Origin of the sequence: Embleya sp. NPDC005971 (assembly GCF_040629175.1) — a bacterium.
In the GTDB taxonomy this organism is placed as follows: Bacteria; Actinomycetota; Actinomycetes; order Streptomycetales; family Streptomycetaceae; genus Embleya.
The window spans coordinates 55,850-79,018 of record NZ_JBEXUX010000048.1 but is presented as its reverse complement, the minus strand read 5'-3'; the positions used below and the strand labels follow the sequence as shown (position 1 = coordinate 79,018).

The 23,169-nt window shown below is 71.7% G+C and carries 21 protein-coding genes and 1 tRNA gene; 9 read left to right on the top strand and 13 right to left on the bottom strand.

What is annotated here, in order from left to right; translation table 11 throughout:
- The first annotated feature begins 848 nt into the window (after positions 1 to 848).
- Positions 849 to 1,184, top strand: a complete 336-nt coding sequence (locus ABZ374_RS33380; RefSeq protein WP_360318334.1) for an integrase core domain-containing protein — start codon at positions 849 to 851, stop codon at positions 1,182 to 1,184.
- A gap of 524 nt (positions 1,185 to 1,708) precedes the next feature.
- Here ABZ374_RS33380 and ugpC read toward each other — a convergent pair.
- Positions 1,709 to 2,818 carry a sn-glycerol-3-phosphate ABC transporter ATP-binding protein UgpC gene (ugpC, locus tag ABZ374_RS33375; RefSeq protein ID WP_360318332.1) on the bottom strand — a complete coding sequence of 370 codons (1,110 nt, stop codon included), beginning with the start codon at positions 2,816 to 2,818 and terminating at the stop codon, positions 1,709 to 1,711.
- A gap of 244 nt (positions 2,819 to 3,062) precedes the next feature.
- Between ugpC and ABZ374_RS33370 the strand changes: the two genes are divergently transcribed.
- Positions 3,063 to 4,082, top strand: coding sequence for a LacI family DNA-binding transcriptional regulator (locus ABZ374_RS33370; RefSeq protein WP_360318330.1), 1,020 nt, complete (start codon positions 3,063 to 3,065; stop codon positions 4,080 to 4,082).
- Positions 4,083 to 4,153: 71 nt separating this feature from the next.
- Here the strand turns inward: ABZ374_RS33370 and ABZ374_RS33365 are convergent.
- Positions 4,154 to 4,227, bottom strand: a tRNA-Thr gene (locus ABZ374_RS33365).
- Positions 4,228 to 4,400: 173 nt separating this feature from the next.
- Between ABZ374_RS33365 and ABZ374_RS33360 the strand changes: the two genes are divergently transcribed.
- Positions 4,401 to 4,664, top strand: a complete 264-nt coding sequence (locus ABZ374_RS33360; protein ID WP_360318328.1) for a GlsB/YeaQ/YmgE family stress response membrane protein — start codon at positions 4,401 to 4,403, stop codon at positions 4,662 to 4,664.
- A 70-nt stretch (positions 4,665 to 4,734) separates the two neighbouring features.
- The gene (locus ABZ374_RS33355) at positions 4,735 to 5,610 is read left to right on the top strand and encodes an acyl-CoA thioesterase domain-containing protein (protein WP_360318326.1); all 876 of its coding nucleotides are present in this window, start codon (positions 4,735 to 4,737) and stop codon (positions 5,608 to 5,610) included.
- Between the two features lie 13 nt (positions 5,611 to 5,623).
- Here the strand turns inward: ABZ374_RS33355 and ABZ374_RS33350 are convergent, their stop codons facing one another.
- Entirely contained in the window at positions 5,624 to 6,103 is a 480-nt protein-coding gene (locus ABZ374_RS33350; RefSeq protein WP_360318336.1) for a flavin reductase family protein, read from the bottom strand.
- Positions 6,104 to 6,222: 119 nt separating this feature from the next.
- Positions 6,223 to 7,617: a fatty acid--CoA ligase family protein gene (locus ABZ374_RS33345; RefSeq protein WP_360318324.1), complete on the bottom strand. Its 1,395-nt coding sequence runs from the start codon at positions 7,615 to 7,617 to the stop codon at positions 6,223 to 6,225.
- A 470-nt stretch (positions 7,618 to 8,087) separates the two neighbouring features.
- On the opposite strand from ABZ374_RS33345, the gene ABZ374_RS33340 reads away from it, so the two are divergent.
- A complete protein-coding gene (locus tag ABZ374_RS33340; RefSeq protein WP_360318321.1) occupies positions 8,088 to 9,746 on the top strand; it encodes a diguanylate cyclase in 1,659 nt (552 codons plus the stop codon).
- A gap of 415 nt (positions 9,747 to 10,161) precedes the next feature.
- Complete coding sequence (locus ABZ374_RS33335) at positions 10,162 to 10,920, top strand: hypothetical protein (protein WP_360318319.1); 759 nt, start codon at positions 10,162 to 10,164, stop codon at positions 10,918 to 10,920.
- A 9-nt stretch (positions 10,921 to 10,929) separates the two neighbouring features.
- Here ABZ374_RS33335 and ABZ374_RS33330 read toward each other — a convergent pair whose 3' ends face one another.
- The 6 genes from ABZ374_RS33330 to ABZ374_RS33305 all read right to left on the bottom strand — a co-directional run bounded on the left by ABZ374_RS33330 (position 10,930) and on the right by ABZ374_RS33305 (position 16,733).
- Positions 10,930 to 11,700, bottom strand: a complete 771-nt coding sequence (locus tag ABZ374_RS33330; RefSeq protein WP_360318317.1) for an SAM-dependent chlorinase/fluorinase — start codon at positions 11,698 to 11,700, stop codon at positions 10,930 to 10,932.
- A 9-nt stretch (positions 11,701 to 11,709) separates the two neighbouring features.
- Positions 11,710 to 12,057, bottom strand: a complete 348-nt coding sequence (trxA, locus tag ABZ374_RS33325; protein WP_360318315.1) for a thioredoxin — start codon at positions 12,055 to 12,057, stop codon at positions 11,710 to 11,712.
- Positions 12,054 to 12,530, bottom strand: coding sequence for a MerR family transcriptional regulator (locus tag ABZ374_RS33320; RefSeq protein WP_360318313.1), 477 nt, complete (start codon positions 12,528 to 12,530; stop codon positions 12,054 to 12,056). The genes trxA and ABZ374_RS33320 overlap by 4 nt, the downstream gene beginning before the upstream one ends.
- Positions 12,531 to 12,640: 110 nt before the next feature.
- The gene (locus tag ABZ374_RS33315) at positions 12,641 to 15,025 is read right to left on the bottom strand and encodes a glycoside hydrolase family 65 protein (RefSeq protein ID WP_360318311.1); all 2,385 of its coding nucleotides are present in this window, start codon (positions 15,023 to 15,025) and stop codon (positions 12,641 to 12,643) included.
- Positions 15,022 to 15,801 (bottom strand): beta-phosphoglucomutase family hydrolase, encoded by a 780-nt coding sequence (locus ABZ374_RS33310; protein ID WP_360318309.1) that lies wholly within the window; start codon positions 15,799 to 15,801, stop codon positions 15,022 to 15,024. Before ABZ374_RS33310 ends, ABZ374_RS33315 begins: the two co-directional genes overlap by 4 nt.
- A gap of 149 nt (positions 15,802 to 15,950) precedes the next feature.
- Complete coding sequence (locus ABZ374_RS33305; RefSeq protein ID WP_360318306.1) at positions 15,951 to 16,733, bottom strand: SDR family oxidoreductase; 783 nt, start codon at positions 16,731 to 16,733, stop codon at positions 15,951 to 15,953.
- A gap of 401 nt (positions 16,734 to 17,134) precedes the next feature.
- Here ABZ374_RS33305 and surE point away from each other — a divergent pair, with 401 nt between their 5' ends.
- Positions 17,135 to 18,088 carry a 5'/3'-nucleotidase SurE gene (gene surE / locus ABZ374_RS33300; RefSeq protein WP_360318304.1) on the top strand — a complete coding sequence of 318 codons (954 nt, stop codon included), beginning with the start codon at positions 17,135 to 17,137 and terminating at the stop codon, positions 18,086 to 18,088.
- A gap of 116 nt (positions 18,089 to 18,204) precedes the next feature.
- On the opposite strand, the gene ABZ374_RS33295 is transcribed toward surE, so the two are convergent.
- A complete protein-coding gene (locus ABZ374_RS33295) occupies positions 18,205 to 18,936 on the bottom strand; it encodes an acyltransferase (RefSeq protein ID WP_360318301.1) in 732 nt (243 codons plus the stop codon).
- A gap of 204 nt (positions 18,937 to 19,140) precedes the next feature.
- Between ABZ374_RS33295 and ABZ374_RS33290 the strand changes: the two genes are divergently transcribed.
- Complete coding sequence (locus ABZ374_RS33290) at positions 19,141 to 20,151, top strand: alcohol dehydrogenase catalytic domain-containing protein (RefSeq protein WP_360318298.1); 1,011 nt, start codon at positions 19,141 to 19,143, stop codon at positions 20,149 to 20,151.
- 146 nt (positions 20,152 to 20,297) lie between these two features.
- On the top strand, positions 20,298 to 20,915 hold the full coding sequence (locus ABZ374_RS33285; RefSeq protein ID WP_360318295.1) for a YidB family protein: 618 nt from the start codon (positions 20,298 to 20,300) through the stop codon (positions 20,913 to 20,915).
- Here the strand turns inward: ABZ374_RS33285 and ABZ374_RS33280 are convergent.
- Together ABZ374_RS33280 and ABZ374_RS33275 are read right to left on the bottom strand one after the other, a co-directional pair.
- Positions 20,893 to 22,194: a cytochrome P450 gene (locus ABZ374_RS33280; RefSeq protein ID WP_360318293.1), complete on the bottom strand. Its 1,302-nt coding sequence runs from the start codon at positions 22,192 to 22,194 to the stop codon at positions 20,893 to 20,895. The two genes, ABZ374_RS33285 and ABZ374_RS33280, sit on opposite strands and share 23 nt — an antisense overlap.
- 79 nt (positions 22,195 to 22,273) lie before the next feature.
- The gene (locus ABZ374_RS33275) at positions 22,274 to 23,035 is read right to left on the bottom strand and encodes an SDR family NAD(P)-dependent oxidoreductase (RefSeq protein WP_360318290.1); all 762 of its coding nucleotides are present in this window, start codon (positions 23,033 to 23,035) and stop codon (positions 22,274 to 22,276) included.
- Positions 23,036 to 23,169 lie beyond the last annotated feature (134 nt).

The window sequence follows — 23,169 nt, the reverse complement described above, 5'->3', positions numbered from 1 at the left end:
ACACGAAGTCACGAGCGAGGGGCCACTTTTTTGTGGAGGAGCCTGCGACGGAGCAAAAAAGTGGTGCCTCGCGAGCCGGCGCCGAAGGCGCCCAATAAAAAGCAGCGTTGCATCGCCGAAAGCCGCCCACCCCGCTCGCTCCGCTCACGACCCCGGCTCGGGTGTGGGGTCGGGCCCACGATCTGGGACCACCGGCTCGCTCCGCTCGCGACTTCGGCTCGGGCGTCCGGCCCGGCCCGCGACCGCCGACCGCCTGCCCGCTGCGCTCGCGACTTCGGCCCGGGTCTCGGGCCCGACCCGCGACCATCGCCCACCCGCTCGCTGCGCTCGCGACCTCGCCCCAGGTGTCGGGCTCGGCGTGCGTTTCGCGCCGGCACGCTTGCTGCGCTCGCGACTTCGGCTTGGGCGTCCGGCCCGGCCCGCGACCGCCGCTCACCGGCTCGCTCCACTCACGACTTCGGCCCGGGTCTCGGGCCCGACCCGCGACCACCACCCACCCGCTCGCTACGCTCGCGACCTCGCCCCAGGTGTCGGGCCCGACTTACGTTTCGCGCCGGCACGCTTGCGGCGCTCACGACTTCGGCTCGGGCGTCCGGCCCGGCCCGCGACCGCCGCTCACCGACTCGCTCCACTCACGACTTCGGCCCGGGTCTCGGGCCCGGCCCGCGACCACCGCCCACCCACTCGCTCCGCTCACGACTTCGGCTCGGACGTCCGGCCCAGCCCGCGACCGCCGCCCGCCTGCCCGCTGCGCTCGCGACCTCGCCCCGGGTGTCGGGCCCGGCTTGCGACTGCTGCTCACCAGCTTGCTGCGCTCGCGAGTTCGGGTCAGGTGTCGGACTCGGCCCGTGACCGCCGCCCGCCTGCCCGCCGCGTTCGCGACCGGGCTTGATCCACTTTGGCGGACACCTGGAAACACCGGTAGTGAATTCGCCGCGCTCACTGCCGAGTTCGGCAGCCGATCGTCCGTCGGACAGACCGGCCGGTGCCGGGACAACGCACTCGCCGAGTCCTTCTTCGTCACCCTCGAAAGCGAACTCGGGGTCGACCGGCGCTGGCGCAGCCGGGCCGCCGCCCACCACGAGGTCTTCGAGTACAGCGAATCCTGGTACAACCTGCGCAGACTGCACAGCAGCCTCGGCTACCTCAGCCCGGTCGAATACGAAGCCGCCCTCACGGCCTGACCACCACAACGACGGTGTGAGTCAAAGCGGAGCAAGGTCCACAACCTCGCCTGGGGTGTCGGGCTCGGCCCACAAACACCCCCCACCGGCTTGCCCCGCTCGCGACCCGGACCAGACATCAGCCCGACTCACGACCCGGCGCCTGCCCGCCGCACCCGCGACCCGTGCCGCCCACTCGCCCCGCTCACGACTCGGGGCAGGTGTCGGCCCGGCTCACGACTCGGGCTTGCCCGCCCGCCGCGCCTGCGGCCCCGGTCTGCCTGGTCGCCGCGTCCGCAACCCGGACCACCGCTCGCCCGCTTCACGACCCCGACCGGACATCGGCCCCGATTCACGACCCGCCCCGACCCGCGCCCGCGACCCAGACCACCACTCGCCCCCGACCGACCGGCCCGCAACACCCGCGACCCGACCTCACCCGCCCGCCCGGCCCTCCGGCATGTAGTCCGAACGCGCCTCGCCCCCGACCCCCCCACCTACCCCGGTGGGGGTGGGGGGGGGGTCGGGGGCGAGGGGGTGGTGGATCAGTCGTGCAGGCGTTCGCCGGACTTGGTGGAGAAGAGGTGGGTTTCGCCGACGGTCGGGACCACGTGGAGGACGCCGCCCTTTTCCGGGACGTCGCGGCCGGGGACGCGGACGACCAGGGGCTTGGTTTCGCCGTCGATGGTGACCGAGCCGTAGACGAAGGCGTCCGAGCCGAGCTCCTCGACGACGTCCACGGAGACCGCGAGGCCCTTGGCGTCCTTGTTCAGGCCCTCGGCCGAGTTGATCTTCAGGTGCTCGGGGCGCACGCCCAGGGTCACCTTCTTGGCGCCCTCGGCCACCGCCGCCTCGCGGGCCTCGCGGGAGACCGGGACGACCGCGTCGCCGAAGCGGATGCCGTCCTCGGCGAGGTCGACCTCGATCAGGTTCATCGCGGGCGAGCCGATGAAGCCGGCCACGAACACGTTGGCCGGGCGGTCGTACATGTTGCGCGGGGTGTCGACCTGCTGGAGCAGACCGTCCTTGAGCACCGCGACGCGGTCGCCCATGGTCATCGCCTCGACCTGGTCGTGCGTGACGTAGACGGTGGTGATGCCCAGGCGGCGCTGGAGGCCGGCGATCTGGGTACGGGTCTGCACGCGGAGCTTGGCGTCCAGGTTGGACAGCGGCTCGTCCATCAGGAAGACCTGCGGCTCACGGACGATCGCGCGGCCCATCGCGACGCGCTGGCGCTGACCGCCGGAGAGCGCCTTCGGCTTGCGGTCGAGGTATTCGGTGAGGTCGAGGATCTTCGCGGCCTCTTCGACCTTCGCGCGGATCTGCTTCTTGTCGACGCCGGCGATCTTGAGCGCGAAGCCCATGTTCTCGGCGACCGTCATGTGCGGGTACAGCGCGTAGTTCTGGAACACCATCGCGATGTCGCGGTCCTTGGGCTCCAGGTTGGTGACCTCGCGGTCGCCGATGTGGATCGAGCCGCCGGTGACCTCCTCGAGACCCGCGAGCATGCGCAGGGAGGTGGACTTTCCGCAGCCGGAGGGGCCGACGAGAACCAGGAACTCGCCGTCGGCGATCTCCAGGTCCAGCGCGTTGACGGACGGGCGCTCGGCGCCCTTGTAGGTACAGGTCGCCTGCTTGTAGCTGACCGTGGCCATGGTGATGTGTCCTTCCACCGGCAGGAACGTGCCGGACGATCCGAGTGGAGGGTGAAGTACCCGGTGCCGAACGACCGCGTCGCGCTGGGCGAGTGGTCTAGTCCATTCTTGACGGACTGCGATCACCGTACCCGGGCGCACGGGATCTGTCAGCAGTCCGGAGCGGTCGGGATCGTCCGAAATGTTTTGCGTGACCCGCAAAGCCCTGCGAAATCCTGCTGAAAGTCTCACTAGGCTGCGGGGCATGAAGGCTCGGTTGGCGGACATCGCAACGCAGGCAGGGGTCAGCGAGGCGACCGTGAGTCGGGTGCTCAACAGCAAACCCGGAGTCGCGGACGACACTCGGCGGGCCGTCCTGACCGCCCTCGACGTGCTCGGCTACGAACGACCGGCCCGTCTGCGGCGGCGCAGCGCGGGCCTGGTGGGGCTGATGCTCCCGGAGTTGGACAACCCGATCTTCCCGGCGTTCGCGCAGGTCATCGAGCGGGCGTTGGCGCACCACGGGTACACGCCGGTGCTGTGCACGCAGACCCCGGGCGGGGTCACCGAGGACGACTACACCGAACTGCTCCTGGAACGCGGGGTGTCCGGGATCGTCTACGTCTCCGGCCTGCACTCGGACTCGGGCGCCGACCTGTCCCGCTACCTGCGCCTGGTCGAGCGCGGCCTGCCGATGGTGTTCGTCAACGGCTTCGCGCCCGGGGTGGACGCGCCGTTCATCTCCAGCGACGAGGCGGTCGCGGTGGAGTTGGCGATAGGGCACCTGGCCTCGCTGCGGCACACCGCGATCGGGCTCGCGGTCGGACCGGAGCGGTATGTGCCCACCGCGCGCAAGATCGCCGGTTTCCGGCACGGGCTCGCCGAGCGGTTCGGGGTCCTGGATGCGGACGGCTGGATCGAGCGTTCGCTGTTCTCGGTCGAGGGCGGGCAGGCCGCGGCGGGCGCGCTGCTGGCGCGGGGTGCGACGGCGATCGTGTGCGGCAGCGACCTGATGGCGCTCGGCGCGGTGCGGGCGGCGCGCGAGCGCGGATTGCGGGTGCCGCAGGACGTCTCGGTGGTGGGCTACGACGACTCGCCGCTGGTGGCGTTCACCGATCCGCCGCTGACCACGGTGCGCCAGGCGGTGCAGGCGATGGGTGCGGCGGCGGTGCGCGCGCTGCTCGACGAGATCGGCGGCGGCCGGGCGCCGCGTACCGAACTGATCTACCGCCCCGAGCTGGTCGTCCGTGCCTCCACCGGCCCGGCGCCGGACCTGCGCCGCTGATCGACGGCGGGTACGCGTCCGGAGAGACGAACGGGCCGCCGTCCGCGTCTCGCGGATGGCGGCCCCTGGTGAGCCCCGAGTCGGGTTCGAACCGACGACCCCGCGCTTACAAGGCGCGTGCTCTGGCCAACTGAGCTATCGGGGCGTGTACCGGACCATTTTGCACCGTGGCCACCCGGCAGGCGCAACCACCTTAGGGCTTTGGGGCTCGGGTGTGTTCGCGTTAACGCGTGGTGATCGTGGGGAACAGGAGACACCTGTCCGGAAAAGTCCGGACTGATGTGGTCCGTACGCGTGCCGCCGTCCGTGGAGGAACCCGTGACATTCGTTGGTTTGATCATCGCCGGGGTCATCATCGGCGCGCTGGGCCGGCTCTTTCTTCCCGGCAGGCAGAAGATCGGCTTCCTGGCCACGATGGCGGTGGGCATCGTGGGCACGCTGATCGGCTACGGCATCGCCGCCGGGCTGGGGGTCGAGGAGACCAGGGGGGTCGACTGGCTCCGGTGGATCATCAGCATCGCGGTCGCCGCGTTCCTGGTGTCGCTGGTCGTGAAGTTCACCGGAAAGGGTGCGCGGCGCTGACCCACCGCAGAACTGACGGGCCGTCAGGGGCGGTGCGGGCGGCGGTTCGGCGGGCTGCGATCATGCGCGCATGGCTGGTGGAGTGTCGATGTGGCCGAGCATCGCGACGGAAGACCTGGTGGACGCGCTGGAGTTGGCGCCGGTGGGGCCCGCGGACCCGGGTGGGCCCGGCGCGGTGGTCACCTTCGGGGCGCGCAACATCGTGACCCCGATCCCGCGCACGCTCGGCGCGCAAGTGCTGGCGCAGACCGTGGTGGCGGCCGAACGGGTGGTCCCGCACATGGCGGTGCAGACGCTCCAGGGCGTGTTTCCCCGGGCCGGCGATCCGGCCGAGCCGGTGCGGGTGCGAGTCGAGCGGCTGCACCAGGGCCGGTCCGCGGCGATGCTCCAGGTGGGCTTTCGGCAGGGCGCGCACGAGCACTACCGGGCGTTCGTGACGCTCGGCGTGCGCGGACCCGAATTGGTGCGGCACGCCGACCCGTTGCCGGCGCGGGTGCCGGGGCCCGAGGACTGCGCCGAGTTGTCGGTGCCGATGTTGCCGTGGGAGGTGCGCACGGTGGGCGGGGCGGACGCGTTGGCTCCGGAACTGGCCGGGCCGCCGCGCCTGGACCTGTGGACGCGGTGCGTGGGGGTCGAGGACACCGCGACCATGGCCCGGGCGGTCCTGGCCTGGACGACCGAGGGTTTCCTGGGCCCGGTGGCGCTGCGGCCGTATCCGCGCGCCGAGATCGAGCGGCGCGGCGGGCGCTCGATGTCGGTGGCGCTGGCCCAGAACATCACCTTCCACGAGGACTTCTCCGCGCACGAGTGGCTGCTGCTGCGCTGCGCGAGCGAGTACGCGGGCGACGGTCGCATGCACGGGCGGATCCGGGTGTTCACCCGGGACGGTCGCCTGGTGGCCTCGGTGACCGCGGACGGCCTGATGCGCCCGGGGCCGCGGCCGTGAGCGTGCTGCGGCCTCAGCCCAGACCCTGGTAGCGGCCCCGGAAGTGCAGCAGGGGCGGGCCTTCCGGGCTGGGCATTTCCACGGCGAGCACCTCGCCGACGAACAGGACGTGGTCGCCGGCCTCGACCACCCGGTGGGTGCGGCACTCCAGGGTGGCCAGGGCGCCGCCGACCAGCGCGGCGCCGGTGATCGGGCCGCGGCGGTGCGGGATGTCGGCGAACATCAGCCGGTCGCTGATCCGGCCCGGGATGGCGAAGCGGCCGGCGACGTGTCGTTGGCTCTGCGCGAGCAGCGACACCGCCCACAGCGGTTGTTCGTCCAGTACGTCGCGCATCCGGGCCTCGCGACGCAGGCTGATCAGCACCAGCGGCGGGTCCAGCGACACCGACATGAACGCGGTCGCGGTCATCCCCACGTCGTCCACGGGGCCGCCGTCCTCGGGGTCGCCCTCGACGGCGGTGAGCAGCACCACGCCGGCGGCGAATCGGGACATCGCGGCCTTGAAGGCGGCTTCGTCGACGGGCGGCGGCGGGGTCTGGGACACGGATCCAGGGTATGCGGCCCGGACGCCGGGGCCGGGATCCGCCCTTCCCGCGCGGCGCCCCGGACCCGTCAGCGGCCCGCCGTGATCTCCCGGGCCAGGTCCTCGCGGCGGCCGGCGCCGGAGGGCAGTTCGTCGGCGTAGAAGACGCGCACCGGGTGCTTGTACTCGGCCAGGCCGGCCTCCGCACACGCGGTGCGCAGCGCTCCCGGGCCCGGGACCCGGGCGGGGTCCTCGGCGACCACCACGGCGCCGAGCAGCCGGCCGTCGGTGGGGTGCGGCAGGCCGATGACCGCGACGTCCCGGACGTCCGGGTGGGCCTTGAGGACCCGTTCCACCTCGCCCGGACCCACCGTGTGGGCGCCGACCCGGATCAGCTCGGCCGCCCGGCCGGTCACCGTCAGCACGCCGCCGGCCTCGTCGAGCACGGCCAGGTCGCCGGTGCGGTACCAGCCGTCGGCGAGCACCTCGGCCGTGGCCTTCGGGTCGTCGGCGTAGCCGTCGAACAACAGCGGACCGCGCACGCACATCTCGCCGTCCGGGTCCAGCGCGACATAGTGCAGCGGGCCGGGGATCCCGCAGGCGCCCGGGTGGGCGAACACCTCGGGGCCGGACAGCGCGGTGAGCGGGCCGGTCTCGGGCGTGTCGTGCACGACCCGCACACATGCGTTCGGCGCGATCCGGGCGATGTCCGCGAGCACCGCGGCCTCGGTCGGCTCGGTGTCGGCGAACCGCAGGGTGTCCAGCGTCTCGTCGTCGGCGGGCTGCTCGGCCTCGGTCTCGGCCAGCGCCCGCCACACCGCGGGTGCGGCGGTGAGCCGGGTGGCGGCGTGTTCGCGCACCGCCGCGCGCAGGGCGGTCGGATCGCCGCCGGGCACCAGGACCAGGGTGTCCCGGGCGTGCCACTGGGCGAGTGCGAGCGTCCAGGTCCGGCCGTCGGCCAGGTCGGCCGCGAGCACGTGCGTCCCGCGCGACTCGGCGAGCGCGCCCGGGTGCGAGCGCAGCACCAGCACGCGGTGCGACAACGACGCGCCGCGGGTGCCGGCCGGGGCGATCAGGCACGGGTCGGTCTCGGTCGGCTCGACGTCGGCCGGCTCCGGCAGGTCCTCGGGGTCCTCGTCGTCCAGGTCGGCGATCAGCGCGTCGGCCTGTTCGGCCGAGTCCAGGACCAGGGCGGGTGCGTACCCGTCGGGATCTTCCGGGTCGGCGGGCACCAGCACCGCCCCCAGCCGGGCGAGGGCGGCGAACAGCGGTACCGCCGCGATGCCCGCGCCGGCCGAGATCGGGCCGCAGCCGACCCGGTCGCCCGCCGCCAGACCCAGGGCGAGCAGCCGGCGCAGGCCGAGTTCCGCCGCCGCGTCCAGTTCGGCGAACGTCAGCGAGCGCTCGCCGAGCACGACCGCGGTTCGGTCCGGGACGGCGCGGGCCGCGTTCGCGAAGACCTCCCCGACGACCAGACCGGTCATCGCCCCACCCCCGTCGTTCGACGCGCCGTTGTGTTCGCCGTATCGGCCCGTGCGACGCGCGCGCAAGATCGTACGGAAACCTGACGGACGTACCGTAGGGACTTCGCATGCCCACTGGGAAGAGCGGCCGGTGATCTTGCTCCGGATCGACTGTGCCTCAGCTCGCTGACGCATAGCGAACGGCCTGCGGGGAATCTGATTGGTCGTCAGGTCGACTCGGCGAACCCTGGGGTTAGTTCCCGAAAATGGGCTCCCGCCTCGTACGATGCGCGGTGGATGCCGGCGGAGGGGGCGATTCCGGGGCGGCTCGGCGGTCCGACTCGATACGGTATGAAGCGTGAGGTGGCTCACAGTGACAGTCTGATCGATGACGGAACGTCGCCAATTCGAAGCCCGCTGTGATTCAGTTTCTCTGGTAAACGGACGATATCTGTTCAGAAGACACCGGCGTCGACCCCTGGGGGAGACCCATGACAGCCGAGACGGAGACCCACGTCCGGTTGGCGACTTTGCGCCTTTTGAACCGCGTCGTCGCCGACCTGAACGCCACGCGCGATCTCAAGGACACCCTGCAAGCCGTCGTCGACGGCGTGGTTTCGGGCCTGGGGTTCGGGGTCGCTGCGGTCAATCTCGTCCGCGCCGACGGCGACCTCGAGGTCGCGGCGGTGGCCGGCAACGACGAGCTGCGCAAGGCGATGGCCGGCCAGATCGGTTCGCGCGAGGGCTGGGATCGCATCCTGGCCGCCGCCGAGCCGTGGGGACCGCTGCGCTTTCTCGGGCACCGCTCGGGGCTGGCCGACGTGGGGGACGTCCCGAGTTGGATACCGGACCTGCCGATCGGGGACCATCCCGAGGCGTGGCATCCACGCGACGCGCTGCTCGCGCCGCTGCACACGCCCGAGGGCGATCTGGTCGGCGTGTTGTCGGTGGACCTGCCGGTGGACGGGCTGCGGCCCGCCCCCTGGCGGCGCGAGGTGCTGGGCATGTTCGCCGCGCAGGCGGCGATCGCGGTGGACAACGCGCGGCTGCGCAGCGACATGCAGCGCGCGGTGGCCCGCCTGGAGCGCGAGCAGTTGGCGTTGCGGGCCAGCGAGGAGAGCTTCCGGCAGGCCTTCGAGTACGCGCCCAGCGGCATGGTGATGACCGGTGTGCGCGGGCACGAACAGGGCCAACTGCTGCGGGCCAACGACGCGTTGTGCCGGATGCTGGGCTACCCGGCGCCGGTGCTCAAGCGGCTCGGGCTGGGCGCGTTGGCGCACCCGGAGGATCGGCCGCTGCTCGCCGGGCACCTGGGCGGGACGGTGCCGGTGGCGGGCTGTACCGAGCTGCGTCTGGCACGCAGCGACGGTACGTATCGGTGGGTCTCGCTGCGCACCTCGCAGGTCGCGGACGGGCTCGGCGACCTGCGGTTCGGGTTGACCCACGTGGAGGACATCGAGGATCGCAAGCAGCGCGAACAGGCGCTCGTGCACGAGGCCAGCCACGATCCGCTCACCGGCCTGCCGAACGGGCGCGAGCTGCGGGCCAGGCTGGCCGCGCGGTTCGGCCCGGGCGCCGCGCTGCCCGACGCGGCGCCGGTCCCGGTCCCGGCCGCTGCGACTGCGGCGGTCGGGGCGGTCGGCGAGGTGCGCGAGCCGTACGCGGACGAGTGGGCGGTGCCCGCCGGCGCGATCCTGAGCATCCCCGAGGGCGCGGTCGTGGTCGTGGACGAGCCGCCCGCCGCCGAGCGTCGCGGCGTCGCGCTGTTGTTCTGCGACCTGGACGGGTTCAAGCACATCAACGACAACTTCGGCCACCACATCGGCGACGTGGTGCTCAAGGCGGTCGCCGAGCGGCTCACCGCCGCGGTGCGCGAGGGCGACACGGTGGCCCGGCTCGGCGGCGACGAGTTCGTCGTGCTCGCCGACGGGATCGGGCGCGAGGAGGCGGAGGAGATGGCGGTGCGGCTGCGCCGCGCGTTGTCCGTGCCGATCCCGGCCGAGGGCTTGGCGGTGCCGCTGGAGGGCGCGAGCTTCGGGATCGGCTGGGCGGAGGAGGCCGCCGAACCCGAGGACTTGCTGCGGATCGCGGACGAACACATGTACGCGAACAAGCGGCGTCGCGACCGGGCCCAGCGTCGGGCGGGCTGAGCGGGGCCGGATGGCCGGTCGGACCCGACGCCTGTGCGGGCCACTCCACGATGGTGGATCTATTGGGCGTCTCGGGTGAATTCGGTCACCGCGTGGCCGGCCGGTCGGGGCCGTGCGCCGGGGGCGCGAACGGGCTGTGAGTGGGTGTACGAGCGGTCGCCATACGCATCAGTAGGGCCTTTTCGTGACAGTCCCGTCACGCGGACAACGCCACTTGCCCTACCCGTCGCCCGTTAGTGTGATGCCTGATATTGGCAAAGCCTGGCCTGGCGCACGTAGGGAGGACTACCCGATGACGGCGGGTACCAACGGTGAACCTGAAGACCCGTACGGGTACCTCTATCGGCCGGCGCCGGGTGAGGAAGCGGCCGAGGGGACAGGGACAACCGGTGCGTACGGTTCTTCCGCCAATCGCATGATGCCGCAATACGTGCAGGTCGGGCAGATGAATTACGCGCAGCCCCCCGCGCACACCCAGCCCCAGGCGGCGATCCCGGCCCAGCACGAACACGGTGGCGCGCAGTCCCCGCCGCACTCCCCGCCGCCGAGCACGGGCGGCGGCGCCGGCGGCGGTCGCGGCGCGGTGATCGGTGCGGCGGTGGCGATCGTGCTCGTGATCGCGGTGGTCGCCGGTGTGTTGTTGACGCGCGGCGACGGCGACAAGAAGGAGAAGGCGTCGCCGACCACCGCGAGCGGCGGTCCCAGCTCCCCGCCCCAGTCGCAGAGCGCGCCGCCCTCCAGCGCGCCGTCCACGGCACCGGGCGGCAAGTTCGCCGTGCTGGAGGCGGAGGACGCCTCGCCGAGCGGGGGCGCGGTCGCGGTGCCCGGTGTCCCCAACTCCTCGGGCAAGGGCATGTTGGACATGTCGGCGCCGGGGTCGACCATCACGTGGAAGGTGGAGGTACCCAAGAAGGGCACCTACTACCTGGCCGTGAAGTTCCTCAACGCGGGCACCGAGCAGCAGAACCTGTCGATCCGGGTGAACGGCAAGGACACCTCGAACAAGGTGCGGCTCAAGAACTACGGCACGGCGACCAGCGTCACCGGCACCTGGAACATGGTGCAGCTCAACGAGGGTTCGAACGACGTCGCGCTGACCTGTGGAACCGGGGACAGCTGCAAGGCGGCCCTGGACCAGGTGTGGTTCGAGAACCAGCAGCCGAACCTCAAGTAGCGGCCGAATTCACGTGGCGGCCGAGACGCCGACCCGGTCCCCGGCCCGCACGCCCAGCAGCCGGGCCGCGTCGCCGCCGTTGACCGAGATGGCCAGCAGCCCCGCCGAGTCCTGATAGCCGACCAGTTCCCCGGCGGGCGCCTCGCCGAAGGTGCCGCGCAGGGGAACCGGGTAGGTGCGCTCGCCCACCTCGACCCGCAACACGTCGACGCCGGCGAACTCGGCCGGCGTGTAAGCGAGTTGCACGTTGCCGAAGTGGTCGACCGTGAGCACCTCGCCGGGCGCCGGGGCGGTCTGCTCGACCGGGTCGCCCACCGGCGGGCCGACCTCGGCGAGCGGCGTGCCGAGCGCGAGGTGGGCGGCGACCGGCGCGAACACGTCCCGGCCGTGGAAGGTCCGGGAGACCTTCGCCAGGGTGAGCGCCGGGTTGGTGATCTCGCGGATCTCCTCGATGCCGCCCAGCGCCTGCGCGGCCCACGGGAGCAGGCCGTTGTCCGGCCCGACCAGGAGATGGCCGCCCGCGCGCAGCACCAGCGCCCGCCGCGCGGTGCCCACGCCGGGATCGACCACCGCGATGTGCACGCTGCCCGGCGGGAACCACGGCACGGTCTGGGCCAGCACCAACGCGCCGCGGCGCACGTCCCCGGGTGGCACCAGGTGGGTCACGTCCACGACCGGTACGGCGGGTGCCAGGCCGGCGATCACGCCGTGGCACGCGGCCACGAAGCCGTCGGCGAGTCCGTAGTCGGTGGTGATGGTGATCCGGTGGGCGCTGGTCATTTCGGCAAGTTACCCCGCGACGGCCGGGTTCTCCCCGAGCACGCCCGCGAGTTCGGCCAGGATCCGGCGCTTGGGCCGCGCCCCGACGAACTGTCGTACCGGCTCGCCGCCCTGAAAGACCATGAAGGTCGGCATGGACAACACGCCGTAGCGGGCGGCGACGGCCGGGTTGCGGTCGACGTCGAGCTTGGCCACCGCCAGGCCCGGCTCCTCGATCGCGATCTGCTCCAGCACCGGTGCCATCTGACGGCACGGCCCGCACCATTCGGCGGTGAACTCGACCAGGGTCGGCCGGTCGGCGCGCAGCACCGCGGTGTCGAAGTCGGCATCGGTGGCGTCGTGGACGTTCGTGGTCATCGGGACTCCTTGGTGAGCGGGCCGGTGGTCAGCGCGCAGCGGGGCTCCGGCGGGTCGGGCAGGGTGGCGGCGGCGAAGGCGGCCGGGGTGGTGGGCCGGTCGGCGCGCTCGCCGGCGGCGTGCGCGCTTTCGGTCTGGTCGAGCTGGGCGACCAGATGGGCCCGGATGCCCTGCATGCGGTCGATGCAGGCGTCGACCTCGGCGAGCTTGCGTCGGTAGACCGCGACCGACGCGGGGCACTCGTCGCCCGCGTCGTGCCCGGCGCGCAGGCACTCCACGAACGGGCGGGTCTCCTCCAGATCGAAGCCGATGCCCAGCAGCGCGCGGATCTCGCGGACCAGTCGGGCGTCGTCCTCGTCGTAGTCGCGGTACCCGCTGCTGTTGCGCCGAGCGGACAGCAGACCGCGTTCCTCGTAGTAGCGCAGGGTTCGGGTGCTGGTCCCCGCGCGCTCCGCCAGTTCTCCGATGCGCATGTCCGAAACGGTAGACCTTGACGTTGACGTGAAGGCCAGGGGTTCGGGGGCGGCATCGGTGCGGCCGGGATGATCGCCGGCCGAGTCCGCGGGCTCGGCCGGCAGGTCGGTCAGCTCGGGCTCGGGCCCGTGGCGTGGGTGTCGGGGGCGCCCTGGCGATGCACCGGGGCGCGGCCCGCGGGCTGGCGGGGCGGGGTGTCCCGGGTGAGCGGGGGGATGTTCAGCGTTATCGACTTGCCCGGGATCAGCACGTGCTTCTCGCCGTGGTGCAGGAACGGCAGCTCGTCGCCCTCGCGCAGCGTGTACGTGGTCTGCTCGTGGGTGGTCTGCACCCGCAGCCGGGCGCCGCGCACCGACAGCGAGAAGGCCAGCCCGGTCAGGCCGATCGGCAGGCGCGGCTTGAACGACATGCACTCGCCGTGGTCGCGCAGCCCGCCGAAGCCCGCGACCAGCGCCATGCAGGTGCCTGCGAGGGAGGCCATGTGCAGGCCGTCCTTGGTGTTCTTGGCCAGGTCGTGCAGGTCCATCAGGGCGGCTTCGGCGGTGTAGTCCAGGGCCAGTTCGAGGTGGCCGACCTCGGCCGCCAGGACCGCCTGGGTGCAGGCCGACAGGGACGAGTCGCGCACGGTCAACGCCTCGTAGTAGTCGAAGTTGCGGCGCTTCTGCTCGTCGGTGAACGCGTCGCCGCGCACCTGCATGGCCAGTACCAGGTCGGCCTGCTTGACCACCTGCTTGCGGTAGATGTCGAAGTACGGGTAGTGCAGCATCAGCGGATAGTGGTCCGGCGGGGTGTTCTCGAAGTCCCACATCCGGTGCTTGGTGAAGCCGTCGGCCTGCGGATGCACCCCCAGGTCCTCGTCGTAGGGGACGTACATCGCGTGCGCCGCGTCGCGCCAGCTCGCGGTCTCCTCGCTGTTCACCTCCAGCGCGCGGGCCTCGTGCGGGTGGCGTGCCACCGCGTCGGCGGCGGCCAACAGGTTGGACTGTGCCATCAGGTTGGTGAACACGTTGTTGTCGGCGAGCGCGCTGTATTCGTCCGGGCCGGTCACGCCGTTGATCCGGAACCGGCCGGCCGCGTCGTGGTGGCCGAGCGAGCGCCACATCCGGGCCGTCTCGATCAGGATCTCCAGGCCGAAGTCGCGCTCGAAGTCCCGGTCACCGGTGGCCCGCACGTAACGCGCGACGGCGACCGCGATGTCCGCGCCGATGTGGAACGCCGCGGTGCCGGCCGGCCAGTAGCCGGAGCACTCCTCGCCGCGAATCGTCCGCCATGGGAACAGGGCGCCGGCCAGGCCCAGTTGGGCGGCGCGCTCGCGGGCCAGCGGCAGCGTCGAATGCCGCCAGCGCAGCGCCTGCGCGACCGCGTGCGGCAGCCCGTACGTGAGCACCGGCAGCACGAACACCTCGGTGTCCCAGAAGCAGTGCCCGTCGTATCCGGGTCCGGTCAGCCCCTTCGCCGGGATGGCCCGCTCCTCGGCCCGGGCACCCGCCTGGAGCACGTGGAACATCGCGAACCGCACGGCCTGTTGCAGCTCGACGTCGCCCTCGACCTCGATGTCGGAGTTGTCCCAGAACTGCTTGAGGTAGCCGCGCTGCTCGTCGACCAGCCCGTGCCAGCCGGTGTACCGCGCGGCGGTCAGCGCGGCGGCGACCTGGTCGCGCAGCGCGGGCAGCGAGCGGGTGGAGGACCAGCCGTAGGCGATGTACTTCACGATTCGCAACTTCTGCCCGCGGTCGAGCAGCGTGGTCACGCTGAAGCGGGCCAGGTCGGCGGCGCTCTCGGGCTCCACGTACATGCCCTCGGGGCCGTCGACCTCGTGGTCCATGCCGACCGCGACGCGCAGTCCGCTGTGCTCGGTGCGGTGCACCAGGATCGCCTTGGTGCCGTTGTGCGTGTGCTCCTCGGCGCGCAGCGGCGCCTCCAGGACGGCGGCGGCGCGCGGGTCGGCGTTCGGCAGCGGCAGTTCCTCGTTGGTGACCAGCTCCGACTGGAGCACGATCCGGGCCGGGCCGTCTATCGGTTCGATCACGTACTCGATCGCGGCGATCGAGCGTTGGGTGAGCGAGACCAGCCGCTTGGAGGTGACCCGGACGGTCCGGCCGGCCGGTGAGGTCCACAACGCGCGGCGGTGCAGGACCCCCTCGCGGAAGTCGATCGAGCGTTCGTGGTCCTGGGTCTGGCCGTAGCGCAGATCGAACGGCTCGTCGTCGACCAGGAGCCGGATGATCTTGCCGTTGGTGATGTTGATGACGCTCTGGCCCGACTCGGGATAGCCGTATCCGGCCTCGGCGTAGGGCAGCGGGCGCAGTTCGAAGACGCCGTTGAGGTAGGTGCCGGGCAGGCCGTGCGGTTCGCCCTCGTCGAGGTTGGCCCGCAGGCCGATGTGGCCGTTGGAGAGCGCGAACACCGACTCGGACTGGGGCAGGTGGTCCAGGTCCAGGGTCTGCTCGGTGATCCCCCACGGCTCGATCGTGTAGGGGTTTCCGGTGCTCATGCCGTGCCTTCCGCCGAGGTCCGTCCGCCCGCCCGGTCGCCGGGCGCGGGGTCGAGGAGTTCGTCGAGATCCGCGACGACCACGTCCGCGCCGTGTCGGCGCAACTCTTCGGCCTGACCGACCCGGTCCACGCCGATCACCTGCCCGAAGTCGCCGGCCCGGCCGGCCGCGACGCCGGCCAACGCGTCCTCGAACACGGCCGCGTGCGCGGGGGCCACGCCCAGGGCCTTCGCGCCGGCCAGGAAGGTGTCCGGCGCGGGCTTGCCCGCGAGGCCGTCGCGTTTGGCCACCACGCCGTCCACGATCGCGTCGAACAGGTCGTGGATGCCCGCCGCGCGCAACACGTCCTCGCAGTTCGCGCTGGAGGACACCACGGCGCTGGGCAGCTTCGCCGCGCGTGCGGCGTGCACGTAGCGCACCGAACCGGGGTAGACCTCCACGCCCCGGTCGTGGATCAGCCGCAACACCAGGTCGTTCTTGGCGTTGCTCAACCCGTGCAGGGTGAACGACCCGGGCGGGTCGCCCTCGTCGCCCGTCGGCAGTTCGATGCCGCGCGACTCCAGGAAGGAGCGGGTGCCGTCCAGGCGGGGCTTGCCGTCCACGTAGGTGTCGTAGTCGCGTCTGGGGTCGAACGGGGTGAAGTCGGCGCCGTCGCGTTCGCGCAGGTATCGGTCGAACATCTCCTTCCAGGCGACGCCGTGCACCTTGGCGGTCTGGGTCAAGACCCCGTCGAGGTCGAAAAGAAGCGCTTGGATGGTGTTCGGCAGGCCCAACATGGCGGGTTTACTGCCCCCGATACGGGCTGGTTATCCGTGCGGTGATCTTTTCGGATGACACCTGGGAAGAGATGGCGTGTCACGTGTGGTGCTTGAGCACGTTTTGACCGAAATGATGTTGAATTCCAGAGGTGGCGCGCGTGGGGCGGCTACCGGACCACATGGCCCGCATTGACCAGAAGCATCTGGCCGGTGATGGCCTTGGCGCGGTCCGAGAGGAAGAAGACGACGGCCTCGGCCACGTCGGCGTCGGTGGCCATTTCGGGCAGGGCCATCGGCGCCACGAGGTCGGCGAGCACCTCCGCGGCCGGCACTCCGGCGGCCTGCGCCTGGTAGTTCACGAAGCCCTCCACCGGCGGGCCCCACATCCAGCCCGGGGCCACCGAATTGACCCGGATCCGGTGCGGACCCAACTCGTGGGCCAGGGCGTAGGTGGCGGAGGTGAGACCACCCTTGGACGCGGCGTAGGCCATCTGCGGCGCCTGTGGCGGCGGGACCAACTGGGACTGGGTGGCGATGAAGACCACCGCGCCGCCGCCGGCCTTGAGCGCGGGCAGCGCGGCCTTGGTCATCGCCAGGCTGCCGACCAGGTTGACCTCGACCACCCGGCGCAGGTCGGCGAAGTCGGTCGCCTCCAGCCCGCCGAACACGGTGTCCAGCGCCGCACAGTTGACCAGACCGTCCACCGTGCCGAAGCGTTCCACCGCGAGGTCGACCAGGGCCCGGCAGGTCTCGTGCTCGGTGATGTCGGTCACCGCCCAGGCGACCCGCTTGCCGGTGGGATCGATCTCCTCGGCGACCTTGACCAGGTTGGCCTCGGTCCGCGAACCGAGCACCACGTTGGCGCCGTCGCGCGCGGCGGCCAGGGCCACCCGGCGGCCGAGGCCCGGGCCCACGCCGGAGACGATCACGGTTTTGCCGTCCAGGATCATCACAGCTCCGCCCACTCGACCCGGCCGAGCCGGTCGGCTTGGCTGATGATCCGTCAGATTACGTTCGGGGAAAGGGCTTTGGCCAGACCCGGGCGAGGGGGGTGTCGGCGCGGCCGCGGCGTGCGCATCCGGACGAACCACCCGGCTCCGCCCATTGCAATGTCCGACCGTTGACCTTATTTTCGCTATCCGCCGGCTGACACGTGTCGAATCGCAGGGTGCATTCCGTCCGATTCACCCCTCCGTACACGTTGTGCGACCCGAATTTCACTCGACCGTCCGGTCGGGTCGGTGACGGGTTTCGTACGGCCGGTCCCGTTCCACGCACAAGACCCGAGTCGTCGAGCCACAGGGTGCGATGTCCCCCGGGCGTGCGGACCTTCTTGCCTACGGAGGACGAGATGGCCATCTTCGGTACGAAACACGTGTTCACCGTCGCGGCGGGTGCCACCGCCGCCGCGCTGCTCGCGGCGAGCGCACCCGTCGCGATGGCGAGCGACGACGCGCGCGGCACCCAGGCGCCGCGCAAGCTCAGCATTTTGATGAGTAACGACGACGGGCAGCAGGCGCCGTTCATCCGCGCGCTGCAACGGGCGCTCAAGGCGGCCGGCCACGACGCGGTGATCGTCGCGCCCGCCACCGACCAGTCCGGCAAGGGCACCGGGATCAACGCGACCCCCGGCGCGATCGTCAAGGCCGCCGAGGTCGAGCCGGGCATCTGGTCGGTCGAGGGCACGCCCGCCGACTCGGTCTCCTTCGCCCTGGCGAACGTGTACCGGGACAAGAAGCCCGACCTGGTGGTCACCGGGATCAACCCGGGCCAGAACATCGGCGCGACCACGAACCACTCCGGCACGGTCGGCGCCTCGATCACGGCCGCGGAGAAGGGGGTCCCGGCGGTCGCGTTCAGCGCCGAGTACAGCACCGCCGACCCGCGCAACCCGTTCCCGCAGATGGCACAGGCGACGGCGTTCGCGACCCGGTTGGTGGACCGGCTCGCGGCCACCGCGAAGCGGACCGGGCCGGTGCTGCCGCTGCACACCACGCTCAACGTGAACTACCCGGCCAAGCCGACCGGCCGGGTGGAGACGACCAACGTCGGCGAGGCCGACGCGCTGAAGGTGAGCTACGTCAAGGACCCGTCCTGCGACACCTGCTACAAGCTCGACCTGGGTCTGGCCTCGGGGGTGACCGAGCCGGTGCGCAACGCGGACACCACCGCGCTCGCCCGGGGATCGGTGTCGATCTCGATGTTGGACGCGGACTGGACGGTGCCGGGTTGGCAGTGGGGGCAGCAGACGCGCGTGTTGGACGCGGTGGGCGTGCAACTGCGGCTGTCCGGCCTGAAGGCGTGATCTCGCGGTGACCCGGTCGGGGCCGGCTTCGGTCGGTCCCGCCCGGGTCACCGGACCGGTGTGGCGGCGGCCGGGCGTTTCACGTGGAACCCCCGGGCGGCGGGCTCGATCGGGTGCTACTGGCCGTGGGAGGCGTCGTACTCGCTCAGCAGGGCGACCAGTTCGTCGTGGGTGATCCCGTCCGGGAGCGGCGTGGGGGTGTGCCGCAGCGGCGGGTCCCAGCCGGACTCGGTGCGTCGGCGGACCACCTTCGCGGGCACGCCCGCCACCACGCTGTGGTCGGCGATCGTGCCGCGCACCACCGAACCGGCGGCGACCACCACGTTCCGGCCGAGTTTCGCGCCGGGCAGGATGATCGCACCCGCGCCGATCCAGCTACCCGGGCCGATCTCCACGGTGTCGTTGATCGGCCACTGGGTGCCGATCGGCCGATCCGGGTCGGCGTAGCTGTGGTTCTGGTCGGTGATGTAGATGTACGGCCCGGTCCACACGTCGTCCGCGATGGTGATCGAGCGATGACCGACGATGTGGCTGCCGCGCCCGATCGTGCACCGGTCGCCGATGGTGACCACCGCCGCCGTGCCCAGATCGTGCCCCGGGGCCAGCCCGGCGGACAGCGTGACGTGCTCGCCGATGATGCAGCCGGCGCCGACCGTGATCCACTGCTCGCCGAAGACCGAGCCGACCGGGAAGGCGAGCTTGCTGCGCGCGCCCAACTCCCGGAAGCGGTACGGGCCGGGCTGCTCCGCGGTGATCGAGGCGGCGCGTTGCAGCGCGCGCCAGCCTCGGTGCGCGGCGCTCGAGAGGGCACCCCGGGCGTGCCCGCGCAGGGCTTGCGACAGCGACATGGGGATCACGTTACCGACGCTCGGGCGAGGGTCGGCGACGCGTGGGACGAAGGTCACGCCGGGCCGATCGGGGCCATCCGGGGTTGGCTTCCGAACGCTTCTGTAACAGTGTTACTGCGTGTCGCCGGGGTGTTCCGGCGTCGGGTGAGCGAACCAGCCGGGAGAGTGGACATGCGTGCCGTCGTCATCAATGGAACCCGTGACGTGAGTGTGGAGACGGTCGCGGACCCGGTGCTCACCGGTCCGGACGGGGCGATCGTGCGGGTCGAGGCGAGTGCGGTGTGCGGCTCGGACCTGCACTTCTACGAGGGCGAGTTCCCGGCCGCCGGGCTGCGGCCGGGGCACGAGGTGGTCGGCACGGTGATCGAGACCGGCGCCGAGGTGGGCCGGATCGCGGTGGGCGACCGGGTGCTGGTGTCGCCCGTGCTGGGTTGTGGGCGGTGTGCGGGCTGCCGGGTGGGCAATCCGATCGACTGTGTCGGCGGCGGCATGCGGGTGCTCGGCGGCGACCTCGGGCTGCCCGGCGGGCATGCCGAGGCGGTGGCGATCCCGGCCGCCGACGCGTGGTTGTTGCCGGTGCCCGAGGACGTCGCGGTGGACCACGCGGTGCTGCTCACCGACGCGCTGCCGACCGGCTGGACGGCGGCGACCCGGGCCGACATCACGCCCGGCGCGACGGTGCTGGTGATCGGCCTCGGGCCGGTCGGGCTGTACGCGCTGCAGGCGGCCCAGGTGCTCGGCGCGGGCCGGATCCTGGCCGCGGACCGGGTGCCGGCGCGACTGGCGATGGCCGAGCGGCTCGGTGCCGAGCCGATCGACGCGAGCGCGGGCGACCTGGTGCAGCAGGTGTTGGCGGCCACCGGCGGCCGGGGTGCGGACGCGGTGATCGAGGCGGTCGGGCAGGATGCGACGCTGGCCGCCGCGATCGCCTCGGTGCGTACGTCGCACACCGTCTCGGTGGTCGGCGTGGACGCGAACTTCGCGTTCCCGCTCGCCGTGCCGTTGCTGATCATCCGCAACGTCACGCTGCGTTTCAGTACCGCGCCGGTGGCGTCCACCTGGCCGACCCTGATCCCGCTGATCCGGCACGGGCGGCTCGTCCCGGTCGATGTGTTCACCCACCGACTGCCGCTGACCGAGGCGGCGAGCGGATATCGCACCTTCGCCGACCGCACGGACGGCTGCCTCAAGGTGCTCTTCGATCCGACGCGCTGACGGCGCCGGTTGCCCCGCGCCCGTGCGGGGTCGAGCGGGCCGCTTCGTCGCCCGATGGGCGTACTGCCGACGTGCCCACCGCGAAGTGCTGTCCTATTTACCCCACTATGGGAGCCGGATATGGCGACCTGTGCAGGGAGAGACGGATGAGCGGCGGCGGAATGGGCCTTCCCGGTGGACTCGGCGGCCTCCTGGGCGGGATTCTCGGTGGGCGGGGCGGCAGCGGGCATCAGGGGCTGGTCCGGGTGGTGCTGGGCATGCTGACCAAGCAGGGCGGTTCCGGCGGGCTGGGTGCGCTGTTGAACAAGCTCCAGGAGGGCGGCCTGGGGGAGCAGACCAAGTCCTGGGTGGATACCGGTCGCAACCAGCCGGTGAGCGGCAAGGAGATCACCGACGCGCTCGGTGAGGACGAGATGGTCCGGTTGGCCGGCCAGGCGGGGATGACGAAGGAGGAGACCGCCGCGGCGCTCGCGGCGACGTTGCCCGGGGTGGTGGACGCGGTGACGCCCGAGGGTGAGGTGCCGGCCGCCGAGCAGATCGACGCGCTGATCGACCCGGAGGCGGCTCCTGCTTCGGGTGCTTCGGGTGGGTCGGCGGGGGAGGCGGAGCAGGCCGAGGCGGGCGAAGCCGAGGCGGTGGACGAGGATGCGCCGGAGGACGAAGCTGTGGCCGACGCCGACGCCGACGCCGACGCCGACGCCGAAACGGAGTCGGGGTCGGAGCCGGAGGCGGAGGCGGAGGTCAAGCCTGAGGAACGGGCGTGAACTCGCAGTCCATGTGCTTGATGCCGTTGATGAAACTGGAGCGCAGTCGTCGTGGTTCGCCGACCACCCGGATGTCCGGCAGGCGGGCCAGCAACTCCCGGAACAGCAGCGTGATCTCGCGGCGCGCCAGATGTGCGCCCAGGCAGAAGTGCGGGCCCCGGGCGCCGAAGCCGACATGCGGGTTCGGATCGCGGGTGAGGTCGAACCGCCCAGGGTCGGTGAAGACGGATTCGTCCCGATTCGCCGACCAGTAGAACAGCAGCAGTTTGTCGCCGTCGCGTACCCGCTTGCCGTTCAGCTCGGTGTCCCGGGTGGCGGTGCGGCGCATCCACACCACGGGGGACGCGAGCCGGACGATCTCCTCCACGGCGGTCGGCGCGTAGCGTTCGAAGTCAGATAGCCAGAGCCGGTGTTGGTCCGGATTCTCGGTCAGCAGCCACAGTCCGTGCGAGATCGCGTTGCGGGTGGTCTCGTTCCCTGCGGTCAGCAACAGGATGAAGAACGAGGCGAGTTCGTCCGCGGTCAGGCTCTCGCCGTCGATCTCCGCGTTCACCAACGCGGAGGTGACGTCCTCGGTGGGGGTTCCGCGCCGGAACTCGCCCAGATTCTTCATCAGTTCGGCGAGTTCGGCGCCGGCGGTGAGCAGCGCCTCGATGTGGCCGCCGCCCTCCTGGGGCACGTACTCCGGGTCCGCGATGCCCAGGATCACGTTCGAGCGATCGAAGACGAAACGATGGTCCTGTTCCGGTATGCCCATCATGTCGCAGATCACCCGGAGCGGGAGGCGGGCCGCGATGTCGGTGACGAAGTCGCACGAGCCGCGTTCGGCCACCTCGTCGACGATGGTCTTGGCGGTGCGGTCCACGTCGTCCGAGAACTTCTTGATCATCCTGGGCGTGAAGGTACGGGCGACGATCCGGCGCAGCCGCTGATGCCGAGGGTCGTCCATTTCGATCATGGAGCCGAAGAACTCACCGAAGCCCGGCGGGAAGTCGGGGATGTGGGTGGAGCCTCGGCCCGAGCAGAAGTCCTCGGGTCGGCGGGTGGCCTCCGCGACGTCCGCGTGCCGGGTCAGCGCCCAGAAACCGGGGCCGGGCTCCAGCGGGCTCTCCGGCTCCGGGTAGTACGGCATCGGCCAGGTCTCGCGCAGGTGTGCGAAGCCCGCGTCGCGGGCGGCCAGCGGCCCGGACCAGAAGTCCGGATCGGCGAGCGGTACCTGCGCGGGCCAGGTCCGGGGATTGGGGTCGGTGGTGCTCGGTCCAGCCGTCTCGGCCGTCATGCCGGTCACTCCGATCGCGCGTTGTTACTCGCGGGTTCGGTATCAGTCCAGCACACATGCGGGCGCCGATCCAGGGCTCTTACGTGGTGATCGCGCCGCCGTTGACCTGAATGGTCTGGCCGGTGATCCACCCGGCCTCGTCGGAGGCGAGGAAGACGCAGGCCGCGCCCGCGTCCTCGGGGGTGCCGAGCCGGCCGACCGGGATGTGCTTGGCCTGGTCGGCGGTGTGCGCGAGTTCGCGACCGCTGGGGCGGGGGTCCATCAGGCCCAGCGCGACGGTGTTCGCGGTGACGCCCTCGCGCGCGCTCTCCATCGCCAGGTGGCGCATGAACGCGATGGCGCCGCCCTTCGAGGCCCCGTACAGCGAGATCCCGAACGACTGGCCGCTGACGCCCGCGGTCGAGGCGATGGTGATCACCCGCCCGAAGCGGCGCGCGCACATCCCGTCCAGCACTGCCTTGGTGCAGGCCATCACGCCGAACAGGTTGACGTCGGCGAAGCGTTGCCAGTCCTCGGGGGCACTTTGGCGGAATTTGGTCGGCCGAAATCCCTCGGCGCCGCCGTTGCCCGCGTTGTTGACCAGGATGTCGATCGGGGCGACCGTGCGTTCGAACGTGCGTACGGCCAGGAGCGCGGCCTGCGGGTCGGTCACGTCGAACGCGGCGGTGTACGCACGACCGCCGGCGGCGCGGATGTCGGTGCACGTCTGTTCGGCGCGCTCGGGGTCGAGGTCGTTGACCGCGACGATCGCGCCCCGCGCGGCGAGCAGCCGGGCGATGCCCGCGCCGACGCCCTGCCCCGCGCCGGTGACCAGTGCCGACCTGCCGTCGAGTGCGAACACGGGGTCCCCCGGGATGATCGATGGGTTCGACGACGGCGCTCGCGCACCGCGTCGATCTTGACGCGCGCAGCCAACCATCGGCCCCTACACGTGTCAATGCTGGACTCCATCAATTACCTTCTGTGCGTCGGGAT

Coding starts and splice junctions, on each gene's coding strand:
- ABZ374_RS33340 (WP_360318321.1), top strand. CDS start 8,088: ATGACAGCCGAGACGGAGACCCACGTCCGGTTGGCGACTTTGCGCCTT.
- ABZ374_RS33370 (WP_360318330.1), top strand. CDS start 3,063: ATGAAGGCTCGGTTGGCGGACATCGCAACGCAGGCAGGGGTCAGCGAG.
- ABZ374_RS33315 (WP_360318311.1), bottom strand. CDS start 15,025: ATGAGCACCGGAAACCCCTACACGATCGAGCCGTGGGGGATCACCGAG.
- surE (WP_360318304.1), top strand. CDS start 17,135: ATGGCCATCTTCGGTACGAAACACGTGTTCACCGTCGCGGCGGGTGCC.
- trxA (WP_360318315.1), bottom strand. CDS start 12,057: ATGACCACGAACGTCCACGACGCCACCGATGCCGACTTCGACACCGCG.
- ABZ374_RS33295 (WP_360318301.1), bottom strand. CDS start 18,936: ATGTCGCTGTCGCAAGCCCTGCGCGGGCACGCCCGGGGTGCCCTCTCG.
- ABZ374_RS33285 (WP_360318295.1), top strand. CDS start 20,298: ATGAGCGGCGGCGGAATGGGCCTTCCCGGTGGACTCGGCGGCCTCCTG.
- ABZ374_RS33350 (WP_360318336.1), bottom strand. CDS start 6,103: ATGTCCCGATTCGCCGCCGGCGTGGTGCTGCTCACCGCCGTCGAGGGC.
- ABZ374_RS33345 (WP_360318324.1), bottom strand. CDS start 7,617: ATGACCGGTCTGGTCGTCGGGGAGGTCTTCGCGAACGCGGCCCGCGCC.
- ABZ374_RS33310 (WP_360318309.1), bottom strand. CDS start 15,801: ATGTTGGGCCTGCCGAACACCATCCAAGCGCTTCTTTTCGACCTCGAC.
- ugpC (WP_360318332.1), bottom strand. CDS start 2,818: ATGGCCACGGTCAGCTACAAGCAGGCGACCTGTACCTACAAGGGCGCC.
- ABZ374_RS33320 (WP_360318313.1), bottom strand. CDS start 12,530: ATGCGCATCGGAGAACTGGCGGAGCGCGCGGGGACCAGCACCCGAACC.
- ABZ374_RS33355 (WP_360318326.1), top strand. CDS start 4,735: ATGGCTGGTGGAGTGTCGATGTGGCCGAGCATCGCGACGGAAGACCTG.
- ABZ374_RS33335 (WP_360318319.1), top strand. CDS start 10,162: ATGATGCCGCAATACGTGCAGGTCGGGCAGATGAATTACGCGCAGCCC.
- ABZ374_RS33305 (WP_360318306.1), bottom strand. CDS start 16,733: ATGATCCTGGACGGCAAAACCGTGATCGTCTCCGGCGTGGGCCCGGGC.
- ABZ374_RS33280 (WP_360318293.1), bottom strand. CDS start 22,194: ATGACGGCCGAGACGGCTGGACCGAGCACCACCGACCCCAATCCCCGG.
- ABZ374_RS33330 (WP_360318317.1), bottom strand. CDS start 11,700: ATGACCAGCGCCCACCGGATCACCATCACCACCGACTACGGACTCGCC.